Genomic DNA, 21,859 nt, shown 5'->3' with positions numbered 1-21,859 from the left:
GTGTGCTATCTTAGCGCGGAATTTTCTTGACACTTTCTTATCTATCCACGATGCGCCTCCCTGACATACTTTCCACCCACGACCCATTGCTGGCCAGCGAACTGACCCAAGCGATCGACAACAAGACCAAGCCGCTGGGCAGCCTGGGCGCGCTCGAAACGCTGGCCCGGCAGATTGGCCTGATCCAGCAAACGACCAGGGCCGCGCTGCACAAGCCGGCCATCCTGGTGTTCGCGGCCGATCACGGCGTGGTGGCCGAAGGCATCTCGGCCTATCCGCAAAGCGTCACCTGGCAGATGGTCGAAAATTTCCTCTCCAAGGGCGCGGCCATCAACGTGTTCGCGCGCCAGAACGGCTGCGCGCTGCAGATCATCGACGCCGGCGTGAACCACGATTTCGGCAAGCGCGTGGCCCTGATGGACTGCAAGGTCGGACGCGGCACCGCCAACTTTGCCCAGAAGCCGGCCATGAGCTGGGCCGAATGCGCCGCCGCCCTGGCGCACGGCATGCGCATTGTCGGCAACCTGGAGGGCAACGTGATCGGCTTCGGCGAAATGGGGATCGGGAACACCACCGCCGCCGCCGCGCTGATGCACAAGCTGACCGGCGTGCCGGTGCTTGACTGCGTCGGCGCCGGCACCGGTTTGTCGCCCGAAGGCGTGCTGCACAAGCAAAACGTGATCGAGGCGGCGGTCGCCCTGCATGGCGAGATGAGCGAGCCGCTCGACATCCTGGCCACCTTCGGCGGCTTCGAGATCGCCATGATCGTTGGCGCCATGCTCAAGGCGGCCGAACGGCGCATGGTGCTGCTGATCGACGGCTTCATCGTCAGCAGCGCGCTGCTGGTGGCGGCGCGCATGCAGCCGGCCATCCTCGACTACTGCGTATTTTCGCACTGCTCGGACGAAGCGGGCCACGCGCGCATGCTCGAACACCTCAAGGCCAGGCCGCTGCTCAACCTCGGCCTGCGCCTGGGCGAAGGCACCGGTTGCGCCCTGGCGCTGCCGCTGCTGCACGCGGCCGTCAACTTCCTCGGCGAGATGGCCACCTTCCAGTCGGCGCGCGTCAGCGGCCAGTCGGCGTAAGTACACACCATGGCCAGCATCGTCCACCAGTGCCGGCTGTTCTTCATCGCGCTGCAATTCTTCACCCGCATGCCGATTCCGGGCTGGGTCGGATTCGACCCGTCCTGGCTGCACCACGCGTCGCGCTATTTTCCGCTGGTCGGCGTGGTGGTGGCGGCGGTGGCCGCGGCGGTGTATGCCGGCGCGTCATTGCTATGGCCGGCCCCGGTGGCGGTGCTGCTGTCGACGGCGGCGGCGATCTACCTGACCGGCGCCTTCCACGAGGACGGCCTGGCCGACATGTGCGACGGCTTCGGCGGCGGCTTGAGCACCGAGCGGGTGCTGGAGATCATGAAGGACTCGCGCATCGGCACCTACGGCGCGGTCGGCATGGGGCTGACGGTGGCGCTCAAGTGCGCGCTGCTGTCGTTTCTGTCCGTGCCCGCCGCTATCGCCGCGCTGTTCATCGCCCATCCTTTGTCGCGCCTGGCCGCGGTGAGCCTGATCTGGGAAATGGAATATGCGCGCGCCGATGGCAAGGCCAAGCCGATGGCCCAGCATATGAGCAACCGGGAATTCGGCATCGCCTGCGCCTGCGCCGGCGTGCCTGCACTGGCGCTGGCCACGGCCGGCATGCTGCCCTGGCTTGCGCTGCTCGCTAGCGTGACCGGGGCCGCGCTGGCGGCGTGGTGGCTGGGCGCCAAGTGCCTGCGCCGCATCGGCGGCTATACCGGCGACTGCCTGGGCGCCGTGCAGCAGGTGGCCGAAGTGGTCATCTACCTGGCGCTGCTGGCGTTTTTCCATCACGGCCTGTGGGGCTGAGAATGCGCCTGTACCTGGTACGCCACCTGGCGCCGCAGGTAGCATCCGGCGTGTGCTACGGGCGCACCGACCTGGCTGTCGATCCTGATTCGCAGGCGCTGGCCCTGCCCGCCCTGCGCGCCACCCTGCCCGCCGGCGCGCCGGTGTTTTCCAGCCCGCTGCGGCGCTGTGCCATACTGGCTGCGGCAATCGGCGGCGCGGCGGTGCGGTATGACGCGCGCCTGGCCGAACTCGATTTCGGCGACTGGGAAATGCGCCGCTGGGACGACATCGACCGTGCCGGCATCGATGCCTGGGCCGCCGACATGGCCTGCTACCGCCCCGGCGGCGGCGAAAGCGTGGTCGATATGGCGCGGCGCGTGTCCGCGTTTTATGCCGACTGCATGCGCGCGCAAGCGCCCTGCGCCATCGTCATCTGCCACGCCGGCACCATCCGCCTGCTGTCGGCGCGCGCACGCGGCCTGGGTCCCGAGGCCATGGCGCTGGAAGCGGCGCAGCATCCCCACGCCATCGCCTACGGCGGGACCGTCATCATCGACTGTGTATAATTATCGGGTTTTGGTGCCCGCGCCCATGTCCATGAGCGCAGTTAAACTGGGAAACACGAAGCCTGCAACAGGCCAACGTGTGCTGCCCCCGCAACGGTAAGCAAATGTCGCTGACATGGCGACGAGCCGCCTCGAACGACCACTGTGCATTTGGCATGGGAAGGTGAGACGGCCGCATTTGCCAGCCCGGATACCGGCCAGGACAGGTGGGAACGTGCAGGATTTGCGCGTTCCTTTTCAATCTGGCCAACGGGGACGTCGGCCGGTTGCTCGCAATCGCACTCACTGAAGATTTGTCATGACCTTTCCTGTTGTACGCCACGCGGCCCTGACGTCGCTCGCGCTAGCTTTTACCTCCCCTTATGCCCTGGCCGACAGCGCCGCCGATACGGCCGTTGCCGCCGTCATCATCACCGCCACGCGCGCGCCGCAGCCATCCAGCGACGTGCTGAGCGACCATGTGCTGATCAGCGCCACTGACATCGCCCGCTCGGGCGCAAGCAGCGTGGTCGAACTGCTGCAAAAGCAGCGCGGCATCGAGATCACGCGTAACGGCGGTCCGGGCACCGCATCGCAAGTGTTCATCCGCGGCGGCGACGCCAAGCAGACCGTGGTGCTGGTCGACGGCGTGCGCATTGGCTCGTCCACGATCGGCATCGCCAACTGGGCCACGCTGCCGCTGGCGAACGTCGACCGCATCGAAATCGTCTACGGCCCGCTGGCCACCATGTATGGCGCCGACGCCATCGGCGGCGTGGTGCAGATTTTCACCCGGCGCGGCGCCGGAGCGCCAAACGTCACGGCCGCCGTTGAAGCGGGCAGCGACAAGGCGCGCTCGATGGCGTTCGGCGTGGCCGGCGCCAGCGAAGGCGAGAACAGCATCAGCTACGCCTTCGGTGTGTCGAAGGACAAGGATGACGGCTTCTCGGCCACCAAACCGGGCAACTTCTCCTACAATCAGGACAACGACGGCTATGCGCGCGACAGCGCCACCGGCCAGCTGGGCATCGTGCTGGCCAAGGGCCACGAAGCGGGCCTGCTGTACCTGCACAGCCATCTCAAGTCGCAGTACGATGCGGGCGCAGGTCCCTTCGACGTGCGCAGCGTGCAGAACATGGACAACATCGCCGTGTACTCGAAACACGAGATCACGCGCAACTGGAAAGTCAGCCTGCAGGCATCCGAGGCCGACGACAAATCGGTCAACTTCACCAGTGCGACGAGCAGCAACCGTATCGACACGCGCCTGCACGCCTACAGCATGCAGAACGACATCGCCCTGGGCAGCGACCTGCTGCAACTGGTTCTGGAACGCCGGGTGGAAGACGTGTTCGCCGACACCACGCGCGCCTTGAACACCAGCCGCGCGACCAATTCCGTGGCTGCCGCCTACTCGCTCAAGCGCGGCAACCATCTGGCCAGCGCCAGCGCGCGGCGCGACGACAGCACCCAGTACGGCAACAAGATCACCGGCGGCGTGGGCTACGGCTACAAACTCACGCGCGCGCTGCGCGTGAACGCCAGCGCCGGAACCGGCTTTCGCGCACCGACCTTCAACGAACTGTATTACCCGGGTTACGGGGTCGACACCAACAAGCCCGAACAAGGCAAGAACGTCGAAGGCGGCGTGTATTACAACGATGGCACGCTTGAAGCCAGCGCGGTCTACTACCGCAACCGCCTGAAAGACCTCCTGGTCAACACCACCACATGTCCGGTCCAGCAGGATACGCATCCATACGGCTGCGCCTACAACGTCAACCGCGCCACTTTGGAAGGCATCAGCATCGGCGCACGCACCCGCATGGGCGCCTTCGACATGAGCGGCTCGCTCGACCTGCAGGACCCGCGCGACGACACCACCGGCAAAAACCTGCAGCGGCGCGCCAAGCGCCACGCCAAATTCGCCATCGAGTACACGGCCGGCACGCTGGTTGCCGGTGCGGGCGTGCAGCTGTCCGGCAAGCGCTTCGACGACCTGGCCAACCGCAACACGCTGCCCGGCTACGGGCTGGTGAACCTGTTTGCCGAGTATCGCTTTGCCCCCGACTGGTCGGCCGTGCTACGGTTGAGCAACGCCGCCGACAAACAGTACGACCTGGCGCGCACTTACGCCACCGCCGGCCGCCAGGTGTTTGCCGGCATCCGCTACGGCAGTAGATAGGAATCGCATGCATCCGTTCTTTCGCAACATGCGCCACCGGGCCAGCGTCGTCATCACGGCGCTCTCCTTGCTGGCATTGGCAAGCCTGGTGGTCGCCGGGATGGTCGGCTCGGTGCCGGTCCCGCTGGCGGAGATGCCGGGCGCGCTGATGGCGCTTGCGAAAGGCGATACCTCGACCCTGGCCGCCACCCTGCTCGACCTGCGCCTGTCGCGCGCGCTGGTCGCTTTCGTGACCGGCGGCGCGCTCGCGCTGGCTGGCGTGATGATGCAAGCCTTGCTGCGCAATCCCCTGGCCGAGCCGTATGTACTGGGCATCTCGGCCGGCGCCTCGGTCGGCGCGCTGGCCGCGCTGCTGTTCATGTGGGCCATGTGGATGGTCGACCTGGCTGCATTCGTGGGTGCGGTGGCCGTCTCGATGCTGCTGTATCTCTTGGCGCGGCGCGACTTGCGCGGCAATGCGGCGGCCGAAGGCGGCTCGTCCCTGCTGCTGCTGACCGGCGCGATTATCTCCACGTCCTGCATCGCGCTGGTGACCTTGATGCTCTCGATCGCGCCCGAAAGCCGCTTGCGCAGCATGATTTTCTGGATGATCGGCGACATCGCCGGTGCTCCCCTGCGCCCGCTGCCGTGGATCGTGCTGGCCGTGGGCCTGGCCTTCGCCCTGCGCAGCGCCCGGTCGCTGAACGTCCTGGCGCTGCACGCGGAAGCTGCCGCCACCCTGGGCATTCCCGTCAGCGCGCTGCGCAAGGGCCTGTTTTTCTGTTCCGGCATGCTGACCGCCAGCGCCGTCACCAGCGCCGGCAGCATCGGCTTCGTCGGCCTGATCGTGCCGCATGCCTGCCGTTTCGCCTGTGGCCCCGATCACCGCCTGCTGATCCCCGCAGCCACGCTGGCCGGCGGCGCCTTCCTGGTGCTGGCCGATACGCTGGCGCGCACCGTGCTCGCGCCGCAGCAGCTGCCGGTAGGCGTCATCACCGCGCTGATCGGCGCACCCGTCTTCCTGTATCAACTCCACCGGCTGAACCGCTCATGATGATCGAAGCGCGCCAACTACTTCTCACCGCCGGCAGCCGCACGCTGGCGGCAAACCTCGACTGGCAAGTGCGCAGCGGCGAATCGTGGTGCATCATCGGCCGCAATGGCGCCGGCAAAAGCACGCTGATGCGCACCCTGGCCGGCCTGCGCGAGCCCGATGGCGGCAGCATCGCCATCGGCGGGCGCGCGCTCAAGGACTGGCCGCTCGAAGAGCTGGCACGCCAGCGCGCCTTCTTGCCGCAGGCGCGCAGCGACGCCTTTGCCTATCGCGCCATCGAAACCGTGCTGGCGGCGCGCCATCCCTACCACGCCAACCGCTACTGGGAAGGCAGCGACGACTACACCATCGCGCACGCCGCCCTGGCATCGATGGAAGTGGCCGACCTGGCCGAACGCGACGTACGCACCCTGTCCGGCGGCGAACGCCAGCGCGTCGCGATTGCCGCCATGCTGGCGCAGGACACGCCTTTGCTGCTGCTGGACGAACCGGCCAATGCGCTCGACCTGGCGCACCAGCACAGCGTGATGCGCCTGCTGGCAAAGCTGTGCCGCGAGCAGGGCAAGACGGCCGTGATGATCGGCCACGACCTGAACCTGGCGCACCAGGCGTCGAGCCACGCGCTCTTGATGATGGGCGACGGCGAATGGCTGGCCGGCCCGGTCGACGAGGTGATGCAAGCGCCGGTCCTGAGCCGCTACCTGGGCCATCCGATTGAAGTCCTTCCCCACGGCGCCCGCCGTATTTTCATCCCTACCGAGGAATCCGCATGATCGACGACACCGCAAACAGCGAACTCAATGAACGCCACCGCGTCCGCATGGAACGCAAGAAGGCCATCATCGACCAGAAGATCGCCGAGGCGCAGAAGGAAATTGGCATCATCATTGTCAATACCGGCAACGGCAAGGGTAAAAGTTCGAGTGGCTTCGGCATGGTGGTGCGCGCGATGGGGCACGGCATGAAGGTGGCGGTGGTCCAGTTCATCAAGGGTGCGATGTCGACCGGCGAAGAAAAGTTCCTGCGCCGCTTTCCCGACGAAGTGAGCTTCCACGCCATGGGCGAAGGCTACACCTGGGACACCCAGAACCGCGAGCGCGACATCGAAAAGGCCGAGGAAGCCTGGGCGCTGGCCAAGGGCTTCCTGTCCGACCCAGCGATCGGCCTGGTGCTGTTCGACGAACTCAATATCGCGCTCAAGTACAAATACCTCGACGTCCACGCCGTCATCGCCGACCTGCTCGACCGGCCGGACATGCAGCACGTGGTCATCACCGGGCGCGGCGCGCCGGAGGAATTGATCGCGATTGCCGACACGGTGACCGACATGACGGTCGTCAAGCATGCATTCAAGGCCGGCATTGCGGCGCAGGCCGGGACGGAGTTCTGATGGCCGACCACGCAGACGTGCGCGTGCTGCTGGTGGCCGCCGTGTCGTCCGGCCAGGGCAAGACCACGGTGACGGCCGCCCTGGCGCGCGCGCTGGTACGGCGCGGCCAGCGCGTGCGCGTCTTCAAGTGCGGCCCGGATTTTATCGACCCCATGCTGCTGGAACGCGCCAGCGGCGCGCAAGTCGGATCGCTCGACCTGTGGATGGTCGGGCGCGAACAGTGCCGCAGCCAGCTGGCCGCAGCCGCGCTGGAAGCCGATGTGATCCTGATCGAAGGCGTCATGGGCCTGTACGACGGCACGCCCTCGTCGGCCGACCTGGCGCGCGAGTTCGGCCTGCCGGTGATGGCGGTGATCGACGCCTCGGCCATGGCGCAAACCGCCGGCGCGCTGGTGCACGGCCTGCGCGACTACGGCCCGGTGGAGATGGCGGGCGTGATCGCCAACCGCGTCGCCAGCAAGGGGCACGGGGCGATGGTCGCCGCTTCGATGCGCGACATTCCACTGATCGCCATTCTGCCGCGCCAGACCAAGACCCTGCCCGAACGCCATCTGGGCCTGGTGCTGCCGTCCGAAGTGCAGGATGTGGACGGCCTGCTCGACCTGCTGGCCGACCAGCTGGAGTTCGACGACGCCGCGTGGGCGCAACTGCGCAGCACGCGCATCGACCTCACCGCGCGCATGGACGCGCCGGCCGCGCTGCTGGCGGGGCGCACCATCGCCATTGCGCGCGACGCCGCCTTTGCCTTCCTGTACCCGGCCAACCTGGACACCCTGCGCGCGCTGGGCGCCACCCTCGCCTTCTTTTCGCCGCTGGCCGACGATGCGGTGCCGGCGCAGGCCGATGCGGTGTATCTGCCCGGCGGCTATCCGGAGCTGCACGGCGAGACGCTGGCTGGTGCCGCACGCTGGCGCGCGTCGATCCGCGCCGTGCATGCGGCAGGCATGCCCATTCTGGCGGAATGCGGCGGCATGATGGCGCTGGCCGATTCGCTGGCCGACCAGGCGGGCACGGTGTGGCCGATGGCCGGCCTGCTCGAAGGCAGCGTGACGATGCAGGCGCGCATCGCCGGTCTCGGTTCGCAAGGACTGGAGACGCCGCACGGCCTGCTGCGCGGGCATACCTTTCATTACTCGAAGCTGGAAACCGCCGTCGCACCAATGGCGCACACGGTCAGGCATCCGAGCGGGGCCAGCGGCGAGGCGGTGTACCGCGCCGGCTCGCTGACGGCATCCTATTTCCACGCCTACTTTCCATCCTGTCCGGCTGCGGTGGCGGCCCTGTTTTCAAGGAGCGAGGCATGACGACCACGCTGATCCTGGGCGGCGCGCGTTCCGGTAAAAGCTCGTACGCCGAAAAACTGGCGCTCGAATCGGGCAAGGAGGTGGTCTATATCGCCACCGCCCGCCCGGGCGATGGTGAAATGACGCAGCGCATCGCAACCCACCGGTCGAGCCGGCCGGGAAGCTGGACCACCATCGAAGAGCCGCTGCTGCTCGGCGACGCGATCCTGCGCTGCAGCGAACCGGATACCCTGGTGCTGGTCGACTGCCTGACCCTGTGGCTGACCAACCTGATTTTCTCGGTCGACCAGGACTTCCCGGAAGTGGGCGTGATCGCCCTGCCGGACATTTTCTACGAACAGTGCGACGCGCTGCTGGCCGCCCTGCCGGAAGCGCCGGGCGACGTGATCCTGGTATCGAACGAAGTGGGACTCGGAATCGTTCCTTACGGCGCCGTGTCGCGCTGCTTCACCGACGAGGCGGGACGGCTGAACCAGGCCGTGGCCAAGGTATGCGACCGCGCCCTGTTCATCGTGGCCGGCATGCCGCTCACGCTGAAAGGCCAGGCATGCTGAGTGGGCTGACGCTGGCGCAGGTGGCACTGCTGCTCGCCGGCGGCGTGCTGCTCGACCTGCTGCTGGGCGAAGCGCGCCGCTTCCATCCGCTGGTCGGCTTCGGCAATCTGGCCAACCGCATCGAGCGCACGCTCAATCGCGGGAACAAACGCTTTGCGCGCGGCGTGCTGGCGTGGGCGCTGGCGGTACTGCCGCTGGCGGCATTGGGCGCGCTGCTGTGCTTTGGGACAGGGCTGGCCGCGCACGCTGTCCTGCTGTACTTCTGCCTGGGTTTTCGCAGCCTGCGCGACCATAACCTGCCGATCGCGCAGGCGCTGGAAAGCGGCGACCTGGCGCAGGCGCGTTTGCTGACGGCGCGCATCGTCAGCCGCGACACCGCCAGCGCCAGCGAAGCCGACCTGGCCAAGGCCAGCGCCGAATCGCTGCTTGAAAACGGCAACGATGCGGTGTTCGGCACCCTGTTCTGGTTCGTGGTGGCCGGCGGCGGCGGCGCGCTGCTGTTCCGGCTGGCGAACACGCTCGACGCGATGTGGGGCTACAAGAGCACCCGGTTTCTGCAATTCGGATGGGCGGCGGCGCGCATCGATGATGTACTCAATTACGTTCCGGCGCGCCTGACCGCGCTCTCGTATGTGCTGCTGGCCGATCACCGGCGCGCGGCCTGGGAATGCTGGCGCGCACAGGCGCCGGGCTGGCCAAGCCCGAACGCGGGCCCAGTGATGGCCAGCGGCGCCGGCGCGCTGGGCCTGGCGCTGGGCGGCAGCGCCACCTATGACGGCGTGGCCGAACTGCGCCCGCCACTGGGACGCGGGCGCGCCGCGCAGGCGGGCGATATCGCGCGCGCCTGGAAGCTGGTGCGCGCAACCGCGCTGCTGTGGCTTGGCGTGGCCGCGGTAGCGGCACTATTGACGGGAGCACTTCATGCTTGAACACGGCGGCAACCTGCGCGCGGCATCGATTCGCTTCGACCGTCCGCTGGACGACTGGCTGGATCTGTCGACGGGACTGAATCCCACGTGGTATCCGGCGCCGCAACTGGCGGGCAACGCCTGGCACCGCTTGCCGGAGACCGATCCTGAACTGGTGCGGGCGGCGAGCGCATTTTACGGTGCGCCGCGCATGCTGGCCGTGGCCGGCACGCAGGCCGCGATCCAGGCGCTGCCCCAGCTGCGCGCGCCGTCGCGCGTTGTGGTGGCCGCGCCCTCGTACGCCGAACACGCGCACCACTGGTCCAGGCATGGGCACAGCATGCGCGAGGTGGAATACGACGCGCTCGATGCGGCGCTGCCCGAATGCGATGTACTGGTGCTGTGTAATCCGAATAATCCGACCGGTGCCACGGTGGTGCCGGAACGCTTGCTGGACTGGGCCGCGCAGTTGGGCCGGCACGGTGGATGGCTGGTGGTGGACGAAGCCTTTGGCGACACGGCGCCGCACCTGAGCGTGGCCGCGCACAGCGACCGCCCGGGCCTGATCGTACTGCGCTCGGTCGGAAAATTCTTTGGCCTGGCCGGCGTGCGCATGGGCTTCGTGGGCGCGCATGCACTCTTGCTGTCTCAGCTCGCCGATTTGCTCGGGCCGTGGACGGTCAGCGGTCCGGCGCAGCAGGTTTCGACGGCGGCGCTGAGCGATGGCGCGTGGCAGGAGGCGATGCGCAAGCGGCTTGCCGGCGAAGGCACGCGCTTGCGAACGCTGCTCGCTGCGAATGGCATCGCGTCGAGCGGCACCGACCTGTTTCAATGGTGGCCGGAAGCGCAGCCGGAGGCATTCTGGCAGCACATGGCCGAGCGCGGAATCTGGGTGCGGCTGTTTCCCAAGGCGGCGCGGGGCATCCGCCTTGGCTTGCCTTTAGATGAACAAGGATGGCGGCGCCTGGCGCTCGCACTGGAAGAATGGAACCGAGGATCACGATGAAAATATTGTTTGCTGCCCTTGCCGGCATGATTGCATTGAATGCCAGCGCAGCCATCACGGTCCACGACGACGATGGCAAGCCGGTGACCTTGCAAAAGCCCGCCCAGCGCGTGATTGCACTGGCGCCGCACGTGACCGAAATGCTGTACGCGGCCGGCGGCGCGGAGCGCCTGATCGCGGCGGTCGCCTACAGCGACTATCCGGAAGCGGCCAAGCACCTGCCGCAAGTGGGCAGCAACAGCGGAATCGACATGGAGCGCATCGCCGCCCTCAAGCCGGACCTGATCGTGGTCTGGCTGCATGGCAGTTCGGAGCGCCAGATCGATCAGATCCGCGCGCTCGGCATCCCCCTGTTCCACAGCGAGCCGCGCAAACTCGATGACATCGCCACCAACCTGACACGCCTCGGTAAGCTGATGGGAACCGAGGCCGTTGCCGCTCCCGCGGCGGCCGACCTGCGCAAGCGCCTCGGCGCGCTGCAGCTCAAATATGCGAAGCGCGCTCCGGTGCGCATGTTTTACCAGGTGTGGGACAAGCCACTCTACACGCTCAATGACGGCCATATCCTGAGCGACGCCATGCGCCTGTGCGGCGGCGAGAATGTATTCGGCAAGCTGAAAGTCACCGCGCCGGTAGTCACGGTGGAGGCTGTGCTGCAGGAAGACCCGGAAGCGCTGGTCAGCGGCGAACGCAGTCCCACGGACGTCGGTCTCAATCTCTGGAAGCCGTATGCCACCATGACGGCGGTCAAGCGCGGGAATCTGTTCAGCATTGACGGCAACCTGCTCAATCGTTCGGGTCCGCGCATGGTCGCCGGCGCCGAACTGCTGTGCGAAAAACTCGATATCGTGCGCCTGCGCCGTACCAAGCCATGAGCCGCTTCCCTTATCACACCCTGATGGTGCAGGGGACCACGTCCGACGCGGGCAAGAGTACCGTCGTGGCGGCCTTGTGCCGTCTGCTGAAAAACGAGGGCGTGACGGTGGCGCCGTTCAAGCCCCAGAACATGGCCTTGAATAGCGCGGTGACGGCCGACGGCGGCGAGATCGGCCGCGCGCAGGCGCTGCAGGCGATTGCCGCCGGCGTCGCGCCGCACACCGACATGAACCCGGTGCTGCTCAAGCCATCGAGTAACATCGGCGCGCAGGTGGTCATTCACGGCAAGGTGCGCGCCGAGATGAATGCGCGCGACTACCATCAGTACAAGACAGTGGCGATGGGCGCGGTGCTCGAATCGTACGCGCGCCTGCGCCAGCAGTACCAGACGATCGTAGTGGAAGGCGCGGGCAGCCCGGCGGAAATCAACCTGCGCGACCGCGATATCGCCAACATGGGCTTTGCCGAGGCGGTCGACTGCCCGGTGATTCTGGTGGCCGACATCGACCGCGGCGGCGTGTTCGCGCACATCGTCGGCACGCTTTCGTGCCTGTCGCAGAGCGAGCGTGACCGGACCATCGGTTTTGTGATCAATCGCTTTCGCGGCGATATCTCGCTGCTCGAACCTGGCCTGGATTGGCTGGAACAGCAGACCGGCAAACCGGTACTGGCGGTGCTGCCGTATCTGCAAGGGCTGTTCCTCGATGCGGAAGACGCGGTGCAGGCGGTGCAAGCCTCGCGCGGTGCCTTCAAGGTGGTGGTGCCGTCGCTGCCGCGCATGAGCAATCACACCGACTTCGATGCGCTGCGCGTGCATCCGGATGTGGACCTGCAGTTCGTGCGCCAGAACGAGGCCAAGCCGGCGTGCGACCTGTTGATCATCCCGGGTAGTAAAAACACGCGCGGCGACCTGGCCTATCTGCTCGACCAGGGCTGGGGGCCGTATATCGACAAGCACCTGCGCTACGGCGGCAAGGTGATCGGCATTTGCGGCGGCTTCCAGATGCTGGGGCGCGAGGTGAGCGATCCGCACGGGGTGGAAGGCGAGAGCGGCACGACCGAGGCCCTCGGCCTGCTCGATATGCGCACCGAGCTGACCACCGAAAAACGCCTGGCGCAAGTGGCGGGGCGCTGCGCGTTTGCCGATGCCGAGGTGGCGGGCTACGAGATTCACATGGGCGTTTCCAGCGGTGCGGCACTCGACACGCCGGCGTTTAACATCGATGGCCGGGCCGAAGGTGCGCGCTCAAGCGACGAGCAGATCCTGGGCAGCTACCTGCACGGCATGTTCGATCACCCGCAAGCCTGCGCGGCGCTGCTGCGCTGGGCGGGGCTCGACAGCACAAACACGGTGGACACCAACCAGTTGCGCGAGGACAGCCTGGATCGCATTGCGCAAGCCGCGCGCCCCTTGTACGACGCGCTGTGTGCTATAAAATAAGGCATTCCAGTTGTTGCAAAAACGTCAGCGGGGCGCACTTTGCGCGGTTGACGCTCAGACTACATGTGTAGAATGCAAGCAATAATTTACTCTGTGGAAGTGCCATGTTACCAATGATTAAGGTTGTGCAAACCTTTCCTTCGGTTCGGATACCGTCCAGCTCGGGAGGACTGCCGGTCGAAGTGTCGCTGATCGCGCAACTGGTACATGGCTCGGGTAATCATTTGTTTGCCAGCGTATCGGCGCGACAACAGCAGCACAAGGAGTTTGTCGACGAGCTCGATGAGCCATCGGCCAAGCTGGGCGGCACCGATTTCGATAAAGGCGATCCGACCTCGCTGTATTCCTTCGTTGTCGGCCCCAAGGGGCACCCTTTCCACCGGCACGCCGGGCATCGCATTTTCACCGCCATTTCAGGCAGCGGCGGCGCGCAGTTGCGCTTTTCCAGCGCGTCCACGGCGCAGATCGATGAAGACCCGCAAAGTTTCTTGCGCGCTCTTCAATGCATCAATATCCCACCGGACTGCATGTTCACCGTGCGCTTCGGCGGCGAGACCTGGCACCAGTTCGCGCCGCTGACGCGCAACAGCCCGCATCCCGTGTTTTTCGCGCTGTCCTGCCACACCAACGAGCTTGGCGGCGACTTGCCTGAGCATTTGCGGCAGCAGGTGCTGGCGAATGAAGCCAGTATTCCGTCGCTGACCTCGTTGCTGCCGCAAGAAGTGGCCGATTTGCTCGACGCGGCAATGGCCAAGGGACAAGTTGCCACTGTCGACCTGTCGCTGGAAGCGCCGCCTGGCACCTTGCAACGCGCGATGTGCTACACGGCGCGCGGCACCGTCGGCACGATTCTCGGCAAATGGGGCGCATGGCGCCGCTCGAAGGGCTTTGTGTCGCATCACGGTGACGGCACCGACGTGCGCGAGCTGGACGCCACGCCGGACGGATCGTTGCTGCTTAAACAATTCGAGGGCACGCCGTTTCATCATGAAGATACGTTTACCCTGACCATGCCGCTGTCGAACTTCCAGGAGACGAATGCGACCGCGTTGCTCAGTCGCCTGCTCGATGGGTTCATGGAAAATCCGCCGCGCGGCGTCACGCGCATGATGGCCGTGCGCAATGTGCTGGTACGGCCGATGGGATTGCGGACTTCGTCGCTGGGCTGTCCCGTGTCGTCGCTGCTCTCGCCGGACAAGAGCCGGCTGTTCGCCAACCGTTTTCCGGTGCTCGAGCAAAGCACGGACGAGCATAATACGCGCGCGCAAGTGGTGCTGGGCGCCGACGACAAGCATCTGTCGTTCCGCTCCTGCGTGGCGGCGCGCATCGTCAAGGGTGGGCAGGTGGAGTTCAGCCTGGGGTCGCGGGTGCGCTGCAAGAACCTGTTCGGACGCTTTTATATGTGGGCGATCGACCGCACCCACCGCGCATATGTGACGCCGACCATGCTGCGCATGGCGGTGGCGCATGCGACGATCCAGGCGCCGGCCGATGCGCTGGGCCGCGCGGCGGTATTGGGTGGGTAAGCACTTCCGGCGCATCACCTCGCCGCCGCCGCAAATAATCTGATTTTCCCGATGTCGATGTCGATGTCGATATCAGCCACTCGCCACGAAAAGCCCTATCCGCATCATCCGGTTTGACAAAAAGATCAATTCTCTCAAGATCCAAATTTACAACCGTGATCGCGCAAAAAAATGATCGCGTCCGATGATCATGGCGCGTCCGATACGATGAGCGCGGCCAGGGTTTGCTGCAGCCAGCCGTACGACAGGCGCTCCTGCTCCATCCGGATTCGCTCGCCAAACACATCGTCGCGCAGGGCGTCGAACAGCGCCCGCTCGTCGGGATCGAGCCGTGCCGGCTGCCCGCTGAAGCGCTTGTCCTGGTCTTCCGCGCCCCACAGCGCGCGGTGCGCCATCAGGGTCGCGCTATCCATCAGGATCGAGCGCGCGTGGGGAACGCTGGCGCGCAAGCGGTCCAGGATGGCAAAGCCGTGCGTGTCGATATCGCCCCAGTAATATACCGCGCGCGTGGCCAGCCAGGGCACATCGGCGAGCCGCTCGGCCCCGTAACCGCCGCCAAAAATCACCATGGCATCGGGCACCGGGGGAAACGCGAGACCGTTGATTTCATTCTCTGTAATGAAGACGCGATGCACACCCGTTTGCAGCGCCGCGAACTGGGCCAGCGGCACGGCGAGGTCCGACAGGCCGCCGATGTGGTGCGCCGGATCGAGCAGGCGAAAGCGCAGCAGCGCAGGCTTGCTTAGCAGCCCGTAGCGCGCCTCGAACTGGCGCGTGCCAATGGCCCGGGTATCGATGGCGCCGGCCGGCAGCACCAGGTCGAGCAATTCGGTGAGCAAAGCCTTGCGCGTTTCGATAAATTTGCTGTCGACGCCCGCAATATCGAGCTGGCGCAGGTACAAGACGGGACGTGGATGAGCGGCGAACCATTCCAGGATCGCCAGGATGCGCGCCCACGCCTCGCTTTGCTCCAGCACCACGAGCGCGCGCCGCGCGAGCCAGTCGGCCAGTTGCGGAAACACGCTGACGGTCGCCGCGGCAAGCTGGTCGACACGGCGTGCCTCGGCCTGGCGTCCGATCAGGCGCAGGGCATCTTCTTCGCTCTCGAACAGCACGCTGTCGGGGATGCGGTTGCGCCCGAGCTGGCGGTGATTGATCTCACGCCAGACGATCCGGTAGCCGTAGCCGCGCGCCGTTTTGCTGCCGGCGTCGAGTTCCCTGATCCATGCGCGCACCTCGTCGAAGCGCTCGCCCGTTTGCGCCACCGTGGGCTGGCGCAAACGCAGTTCGAGCGGGAACAGGGCTTCACCGCGCACGCGCGCGGCGAGCAGGCGGCCATCGTCCCAGAGCCGCTGCACCTGGGCGCGGATCGCGGCCGCGCTCGACCAGGATGGCGCGGCGCTCATGCGGCACGCGCGCTGCGCTCGGCCTGATATTGTTCGATCGTCAGGAAGCGCAGCATCGACTGGCGCCCTTCTTCGCTGTGCACGAAGCCCAGGCCGGACACGTATGGCTCGATGATGTGGATTTTTTGCAGCGGCGTGACGATCAGCAGTTGCAGGTTCATGCGCTTGAACAGTTCCAGGCCGTAGCGCGCCGATTCGTCGGAGCCGCGCCCGAAAGCCTCGTCGATGACAACGAAACGGAAGGAGCGCGAACGGACCACGCCCCACTCCAGCCCGAACTGGTAAGCCAGGCTGGCCGCCAGCACGGTGTAGGCCAGCTTCTCTTTCTGGCCCCCCGATTTGCCGCCGGCGTCGGTGTAGTGTTCGTGCTCGCGGCCATCCTCGCGCCAGCGTTCGGATGCGGAGAACACGAACCAGTTGCGCACATCGGTGACCTTGCGCGTCCAGCGCCGGTCCATTTCGGCACTGCCTTCGCGTCCGCGAAAGCGCTCGATGATGCGCTTGACCTGCAAGAATTTCGCTTCCGAATATTCCTCGTCGGCCGATCCGGTCAGGGCGCCTTCGGTGCAGCTGCGCAGGTCTTGCTGGAAGTCGCGCAGGTCGGCATCGAGATTGTTTTCCGCTTCGAGCGCGATGTAGCGGTTCGGGTTGTAGTCGATCTGGTGCAGCGAACCGTTGATGGTATCGATGCGCTCGCGGATGGTTTCGCGCTCGCGCTTGAGCTGCGACTGGAAGCCGGCGATCTCGCGGATAGTGTTTTCGTTGAGGAGTTCCTTGAAGCGGCCGGCGAAACGCGGCAGGTCGTCGGCCTGCAGCACCGCCAGCATCTTGCGGAACTCGGCGGCGGCGTCGATGCTCACGTCGACCTCGCGCGCGTCGAGCGGCCAGGCCCGCGTGTAGTCTTGCATGGCGCGGATGATGGCGTCGCGCAGGCGGCTGATTTTCTTCTCTTCTGCATCGATCCGGTTCTGCAGTTCCTGACGCAGCTCTTTCTCGCGGTTCTCGCACGATTCGACCGTAAGCGTATGCTCGCCCAGCACCTCGGCGCGCAGCGCATCGAGCTGCGGAAAAAACGTGGCGCGCGATTGCTCTGGCGTTGCATCGAGCAGGGTGGCGCAGTCGTTCAGAGCGGCGCCGGCCACCTCCAGCTTTTCGATGGTCTTTGCGTGATCGGCGGTGGCGCTGTGCGCCTGTGCGTCCGTGTCGGCTTGGGCCACGGTCAGCTCGGCGAGCTGCTGCTGCAAAGTGCGCAGGATGTCGGACGATGCGGCCAACGCTTCCTGTTCGCGTTCGAGCGCGTCGATGGCGGAGAGCAGCGGCTTCCAATCGAGGTCGCTGAAATCCGAGAACATGGACAGCTTGCCCCAGTTATCCAGCAGCGCTTCCTGGCGCGCGATATCGGACCTCACCGACTGGATTTTGGCTGCATGCGCCTGTATGCGCGTGGAGAGGTCGCGCTCCTGCTTTGCCAGCGCGGCGATCTTGCCCTGGTTCGACCATCCCAGCACGTAGCGCGAACGGTCGTCGATCCGGTGGCGGTCATCCTTTTCGTGGCGCTCGCCGCCGGCCTTGATCTGGCCGTTGCGGGTGATGGCACGCTTTTCGCGGCGGAACTGGTCGAGCGTTTCGCAGCAGGCGTGGTCGTAGCGGCGCGCCAGTTCGGCGTCGATCCAGCCGTAGAAGGGCGAATCGGGCTTGATGGCGAGCTTGCGCGCCAATGCGTCGGGGTGCAGGCCGTGATGGTCGGCGCTGACATTGGCGCGCACCCGGAAATACACCAGCCGGTTGCCAAGATTGGTCGCATCGACCCAGGCCGCCACCTGTCCGTAGTGCGTTTCGGGCACCAGCAGCGACAGGCCGAAGCTGTGCAGCATGCGTTCGGCGGCACCTTCCCATGCGCGCTCCTCCTCGCGCACCTGGATTAACTCGCCGATGAACGGCAAGTCTTCCGGTGCGATGCGCAGCGCGTCGCACAGGGCGGCGCGCACGGCCAGCATCTGGCTGGTGATGTTGGAGCGGCGCTGGCGCAGCGAATCGAGTTCGGTGGTGATAGCGCCGTGCTGGTCGCGCAGTTCGTGCAGGCTCACGCCCGCGACCATCAGCTGGTTTTGCGCGTCGTCGCGGCGCGCGGTGCAGCCGGCTTTGCCGTCGTCGATGGCGCGCCGGTTGGCGTCGAACATGCTCGCCTCGGCCGCGCCGGGCAGGCCGACGGCCGCCGCCAGCGCGTCGTACTGGTTCGAGCGGCGCGTGCGTTCCTCGCGCGTGGTTTGCAGGCGCGCGATTTCAGCGCGGATTTGCTCGATGCGGTTGCCGCCGTTGGCCGCGATGGCCTGGGTCATGTCGTCGCGCCGCAGCATCTGGCTGCGTTTCTCTTCCTGCAGGCGCGCCAGGCGCCCGGCCAGTTTGTCGAGCTCCGATTGCAGCAGGCCGATGCGCTTTTCCAGCAGCTCGCCTTTCAGATGCGCGAACCACGGGCGCAGCGCTTCGCGGCAGCCGCGCAGCTGGAGCACCTGTTCTTGCAGCGTTTCGTGGCGGTCGCAGTCGCCGACCAGGGGCGTGAGCTGGTCGATCTGGAGCTTGGCCTTGAGGACCGCCTCATGCGCGCGATTGAGGTCGTCGAAGTGGGCGATCAGGGCGGCGATGCGCGCTTCGACCGGAAACGCTTCGAGCATGTGGTCGCGCACGAAGTCGGTCAGATTGCCGACCGATTTCATCGACACGGTCTGGTGGAACAGGTCCATCGCCTGTTCGCTGGCGATGCCGAAGCGGCGCCGGAAGTCGGCGCCGTACGGCGGGAAACTGTCGTGCAGGGTGACGCCGGGCAGCGCGCGCAAGCGCTTGCGCAGCTGCGCGATGTCGCTGCCGAAGCCGGCGAAGTGCTCGGCCACCGACAGCGCGCCATCGGCGACGACGTAGAAGCGTTCGGGCTGGCCGTGCGGGTTCTTGAACCAGAAGACCTGCGCCAGGGTGACGGTCTGGTCGAAGCCTTCGTTGTGGAAGACGCCGAGGATCACGGAATAGCTGTTGTGGTCGCGCAGGGCGACGGCGCGCGCGGTCAGGCCGCTGTCGCCGCGCTCGGACTTGTAGTTACCCATGACGTAAGTGCGCAGACTGCGTTCGCGCGCGTCGGCGCCGGCCGCCTTGTTGTAGGCGATCTTCTGGGCCGGCAGCAGCAGCGTCGTGATGGCGTCGACCAGCGTCGATTTTCCGGAGCCGATGTCGCCGGTCAGCAGCATGTTGTCGCCGCCCGGGTGCAGGCGCCAGACGCGTTCGTGGAAGGTGCCCCAGTTGAATACCTCGAAGTGCCGCAGGCGAAAGCCGGCGCGCTCGATTGCCGGATCGCCGCCATCGGCCGCGGGGATGTCGACCACGGGAATTTGGGTCACGCTTCCTCCTCGCCGCTGGCGGCGTGGGCCGCGTAGCCCGAAAGGCGCTGTTCGAAGTCGGCCAGCCATTGGGCATCCACAAACGCCTTGAGGATGCGCCGCACTTCGAACTGGTTGTCCTGCCCGCGCAGCCGGTGCAAAAAGCCCAGTTCCACGACCTTGTTCAGATGCGCGTCCATGCGGTCGAGCAGGCGCGCTTCGTTGCCGGTCTGCGGCAGGAACAGGCGTACCTGTTCGGCGATCTGGTCGCGGTCGATGACGAGGCGGGTGTCGCCGCCAGTGGCGTCGAATTCGGCCAGCTTCTTGCGCAGCAGGGCCAGGATCAGGCTGACCGGGTAACTGAGCTGGCGCCGCTGGATCAGGCGTGGCAGCTCGGGTTCGCCCACCACGGCAGGGCGCTGGCGCAGGTAGGCGTAGCCTTCGGCTTCGTCGAGAATGAGTTCGAGGCCGATCGTGGCGGCGTAGTCGCGCACGCGCGCCTGCAAGTCCATCAGCGGCTGCCACAGGGCGCTGTCGGTGTCGCGGTACAGCACGCCCTGGAACAGCGCTACCAGCAATTGGCCGAGGCGGTTTTGATCGTTGGGGGTGGTCGGTTCAGGATTCATGCCGCGTAAATGATAAGGGGGAGCGTGGCCTGGCGCCGACGGCCGCTGTCATCAAGCCAGTCGACCGTTTCGGACTGGTCGTCGTCGATGGCGGCATGCATGTCTTGCGTGGCCAGCTTGAGGTAGGTGGCCAGTTCGGCCAGGCCCTGCTCGATCGGATACTCGCGCGCCAGGGTGCCGAGCGAGACCTGCTTGCGGGTCTGGAGGGCGCGCCGGATGTTCGACATGAGGCGCAGCTGGTCCACGTAGATTTGCTCGAACAGCGCGTCGGACGCGATCTCGACGCCATCGTCGCTGATGATTTGCTGCGTGATCTTCGGCTTGAACGGCGGATTGTACAGGATGCGGTCCATCGACAGGGCGACTGCGGGCGCGGCGTCATCGATCTCCATGAAGGCGCGTTCGTCGACCTGGCCGCGCAGGGATAGCGCTTTCTGTTCGATGTCGCGGATCAGCTGCATGATGCGGCGGTTTTCCAGCCAGGCCTGGTCGTCAAGGTAGCGCCGCAGCTGTTCGGACAGGCGCGCGACGGTGCGCTGGGTGACTTCGCCGGCTTCGAGCCAGTCGTAGTGGATGCGCTGGAGGCGGCCGTCCGGATGCAGTTCCTGGACCGGGCCGAGTTTGAGCACGGCGTCGAGCAGGCTTGTGAGTTCGTCCTGGCGCGAGGGCGACATCAACAGGTCCCAGAAGGCGCGGAAGCTGCGTCCTTCGTCGGTGTCGGCGATCAGGTCGCGCTGGCCGAAGATCGCTTGCAGCAGTTCGCCCTTGCTGCCGTCCCAGGTGGCGATGTGTTCGCGCACCTGGCGGTCGAGCGTGCGGAAGTTGGTGTCGACCGCGCGGAAGTCCGACAGCAGGTCGCGCGCGGTGGCGGCCATTTGCAGGAAGCGCTCGCGCACCTGGGTCGGGTCCATCAGGGCGAATTTGCCGGCGCTGATGTCGGCGATTTCGGCGTCGATGTCGGCCTTGCGGCGTTTGAGTTCGGCGATGCGGGCGCGCGGATCGAGTTCGCTGCCGTCGACGATCTGGTGCAGCAGGTCGAATACCGTCATCAGGCGCGATTCGGTGCCGATGAAGGTGCGCTGGCCCAGGTTCTTGAGCCATTCGAGGGCCTGTTCGGTGGCCGAGGCCAGGTCGTAGTGGGCTTCATCGTCGCCGGGCGGGTAGTATTTGCGCAGCCAGCCGCGTTCGTCCGATGCCCAGTCGTCGAGATAGGCGGTGGCCGCCTTCGGGAACAGGATTTCGCCGGCGCTTTGGTGCAGGGTGTAGAGGTGGTCGTCCAATTGCGAGGCCAATTGCTGGCGGCCGATGGTGCGCTGGTTGGGCGCGATGAAGCTCGCGTGCAGGAAGCTCGCAATCATCGCGGCATTATCGGCGGCAAGCAAGCGCCATGCGGGGTGCGTGCGCCGCTGCGTGATGAGTTGCTGGTAGTCCATCGCTATGGGAATTGGTTCGGCGTGAGCGATACTTTACCACCAACGGGAGAACGCTACGCCGGAGATCAACGCAAGCTCAACTTCCCGGCTCGGTGGATTGCGGCAACGGCGATGGAGTGTCCTGATAAAATCAAGCGTTCACGACGGTCGTCGCTCCTGTACAAACAGCTTAAGATGAGCACTGCTCATTCCGCCAAGCCATCCGCAAATCAACCAACAGCATGGTCGAGCGCTTCAATAGCCGCATCAGCGAGATCGTTACTGAGACCGCTTCGGTTCCGCAAACGGGCTCGAATCAACGGTGTGCAACTTGCGACGCGCACATAAGCGGGCGGGTCTTTTGCAGGACTGAACCTTGGGGATGCACGCCTCGACAAGACGACGAGAACATTG

At 66.0% G+C, this 21,859-nt stretch carries 18 protein-coding genes and 1 riboswitch; of the genes, 14 read left to right on the top strand and 4 right to left on the bottom strand.

Annotated elements, in window-relative coordinates; all coding sequences use genetic code 11:
* Positions 1–50: 50 nt before the first annotated feature.
* From cobT to RBA41_RS32250, 14 genes are all read left to right on the top strand, one after another.
* The gene (gene cobT, locus RBA41_RS32315; RefSeq protein WP_306628456.1) at positions 51–1,085 is read left to right on the top strand and encodes a nicotinate-nucleotide--dimethylbenzimidazole phosphoribosyltransferase; all 1,035 of its coding nucleotides are present in this window, start codon (positions 51–53) and stop codon (positions 1,083–1,085) included.
* 9 nt (positions 1,086–1,094) lie between these two features.
* Positions 1,095–1,886, top strand: a complete 792-nt coding sequence (locus RBA41_RS32310) for an adenosylcobinamide-GDP ribazoletransferase (protein WP_306628448.1) — start codon at positions 1,095–1,097, stop codon at positions 1,884–1,886.
* Positions 1,887–1,888: 2 nt separating this feature from the next.
* Positions 1,889–2,434, top strand: coding sequence for a histidine phosphatase family protein (locus tag RBA41_RS32305; RefSeq protein WP_306628447.1), 546 nt, complete (start codon positions 1,889–1,891; stop codon positions 2,432–2,434).
* A riboswitch (cobalamin riboswitch) is annotated at positions 2,429–2,650 on the top strand. Its footprint overlaps the gene before it by 6 nt.
* Positions 2,651–2,732: 82 nt before the next feature.
* Positions 2,733–4,598 carry a TonB-dependent receptor plug domain-containing protein gene (locus tag RBA41_RS32300; protein WP_306628446.1) on the top strand — a complete coding sequence of 622 codons (1,866 nt, stop codon included), beginning with the start codon at positions 2,733–2,735 and terminating at the stop codon, positions 4,596–4,598.
* Positions 4,599–4,605: 7 nt separating this feature from the next.
* A complete protein-coding gene (locus RBA41_RS32295) occupies positions 4,606–5,631 on the top strand; it encodes a FecCD family ABC transporter permease (RefSeq protein WP_306628445.1) in 1,026 nt (341 codons plus the stop codon).
* The gene (locus RBA41_RS32290) at positions 5,631–6,404 is read left to right on the top strand and encodes an ABC transporter ATP-binding protein (protein WP_306628455.1); all 774 of its coding nucleotides are present in this window, start codon (positions 5,631–5,633) and stop codon (positions 6,402–6,404) included. The genes RBA41_RS32295 and RBA41_RS32290 overlap by 1 nt, the downstream gene beginning before the upstream one ends.
* Complete coding sequence (cobO, locus tag RBA41_RS32285; RefSeq protein WP_306628444.1) at positions 6,401–7,021, top strand: cob(I)yrinic acid a,c-diamide adenosyltransferase; 621 nt, start codon at positions 6,401–6,403, stop codon at positions 7,019–7,021. Before RBA41_RS32290 ends, cobO begins: the two co-directional genes overlap by 4 nt.
* Positions 7,021–8,325 carry a cobyrinic acid a,c-diamide synthase CobB gene (locus tag RBA41_RS32280; protein ID WP_306628443.1) on the top strand — a complete coding sequence of 435 codons (1,305 nt, stop codon included), beginning with the start codon at positions 7,021–7,023 and terminating at the stop codon, positions 8,323–8,325. The genes cobO and RBA41_RS32280 overlap by 1 nt, the downstream gene beginning before the upstream one ends.
* On the top strand, positions 8,322–8,879 hold the full coding sequence (gene cobU, locus RBA41_RS32275) for a bifunctional adenosylcobinamide kinase/adenosylcobinamide-phosphate guanylyltransferase (protein ID WP_306628442.1): 558 nt from the start codon (positions 8,322–8,324) through the stop codon (positions 8,877–8,879). Before RBA41_RS32280 ends, cobU begins: the two co-directional genes overlap by 4 nt.
* On the top strand, positions 8,873–9,808 hold the full coding sequence (gene cbiB / locus RBA41_RS32270) for an adenosylcobinamide-phosphate synthase CbiB (protein WP_306628441.1): 936 nt from the start codon (positions 8,873–8,875) through the stop codon (positions 9,806–9,808). The genes cobU and cbiB overlap by 7 nt, the downstream gene beginning before the upstream one ends.
* Entirely contained in the window at positions 9,801–10,793 is a 993-nt protein-coding gene (cobD, locus tag RBA41_RS32265) for a threonine-phosphate decarboxylase CobD (protein WP_306628440.1), read from the top strand. Before cbiB ends, cobD begins: the two co-directional genes overlap by 8 nt.
* Complete coding sequence (locus RBA41_RS32260; protein ID WP_306628439.1) at positions 10,790–11,668, top strand: cobalamin-binding protein; 879 nt, start codon at positions 10,790–10,792, stop codon at positions 11,666–11,668. The genes cobD and RBA41_RS32260 overlap by 4 nt, the downstream gene beginning before the upstream one ends.
* On the top strand, positions 11,665–13,110 hold the full coding sequence (locus RBA41_RS32255) for a cobyric acid synthase (protein WP_306628438.1): 1,446 nt from the start codon (positions 11,665–11,667) through the stop codon (positions 13,108–13,110). Before RBA41_RS32260 ends, RBA41_RS32255 begins: the two co-directional genes overlap by 4 nt.
* Positions 13,111–13,214: 104 nt before the next feature.
* A complete protein-coding gene (locus RBA41_RS32250; protein ID WP_306628437.1) occupies positions 13,215–14,636 on the top strand; it encodes a DUF2867 domain-containing protein in 1,422 nt (473 codons plus the stop codon).
* 188 nt (positions 14,637–14,824) lie between these two features.
* On the opposite strand, the gene RBA41_RS32245 is transcribed toward RBA41_RS32250, so the two are convergent.
* From RBA41_RS32245 to RBA41_RS32230, 4 genes are read right to left on the bottom strand one after another with little or no spacing between them, the layout of a single operon-like run.
* A complete protein-coding gene (locus RBA41_RS32245) occupies positions 14,825–16,042 on the bottom strand; it encodes a DUF3322 domain-containing protein (RefSeq protein ID WP_306628436.1) in 1,218 nt (405 codons plus the stop codon).
* Positions 16,039–19,419: an ATP-binding protein gene (locus tag RBA41_RS32240; RefSeq protein WP_445352076.1), complete on the bottom strand. Its 3,381-nt coding sequence runs from the start codon at positions 19,417–19,419 to the stop codon at positions 16,039–16,041. Before RBA41_RS32240 ends, RBA41_RS32245 begins: the two co-directional genes overlap by 4 nt.
* A gap of 5 nt (positions 19,420–19,424) precedes the next feature.
* Positions 19,425–20,033, bottom strand: coding sequence for a DUF4194 domain-containing protein (locus tag RBA41_RS32235; protein WP_306628434.1), 609 nt, complete (start codon positions 20,031–20,033; stop codon positions 19,425–19,427).
* Positions 20,030–21,466: a DUF3375 domain-containing protein gene (locus RBA41_RS32230; RefSeq protein ID WP_306628433.1), complete on the bottom strand. Its 1,437-nt coding sequence runs from the start codon at positions 21,464–21,466 to the stop codon at positions 20,030–20,032. Before RBA41_RS32230 ends, RBA41_RS32235 begins: the two co-directional genes overlap by 4 nt.
* Positions 21,467–21,859 lie beyond the last annotated feature (393 nt).

Origin of the sequence: Massilia scottii, from assembly GCF_030846495.1 — a bacterium.
Classification (GTDB): Bacteria; Pseudomonadota; Gammaproteobacteria; order Burkholderiales; family Burkholderiaceae_D; genus Telluria_A; species Telluria_A violaceinigra.
Note: the sequence above shows the minus strand (reverse complement) of the source record. Positions and strands in the feature narration are given on the sequence as shown.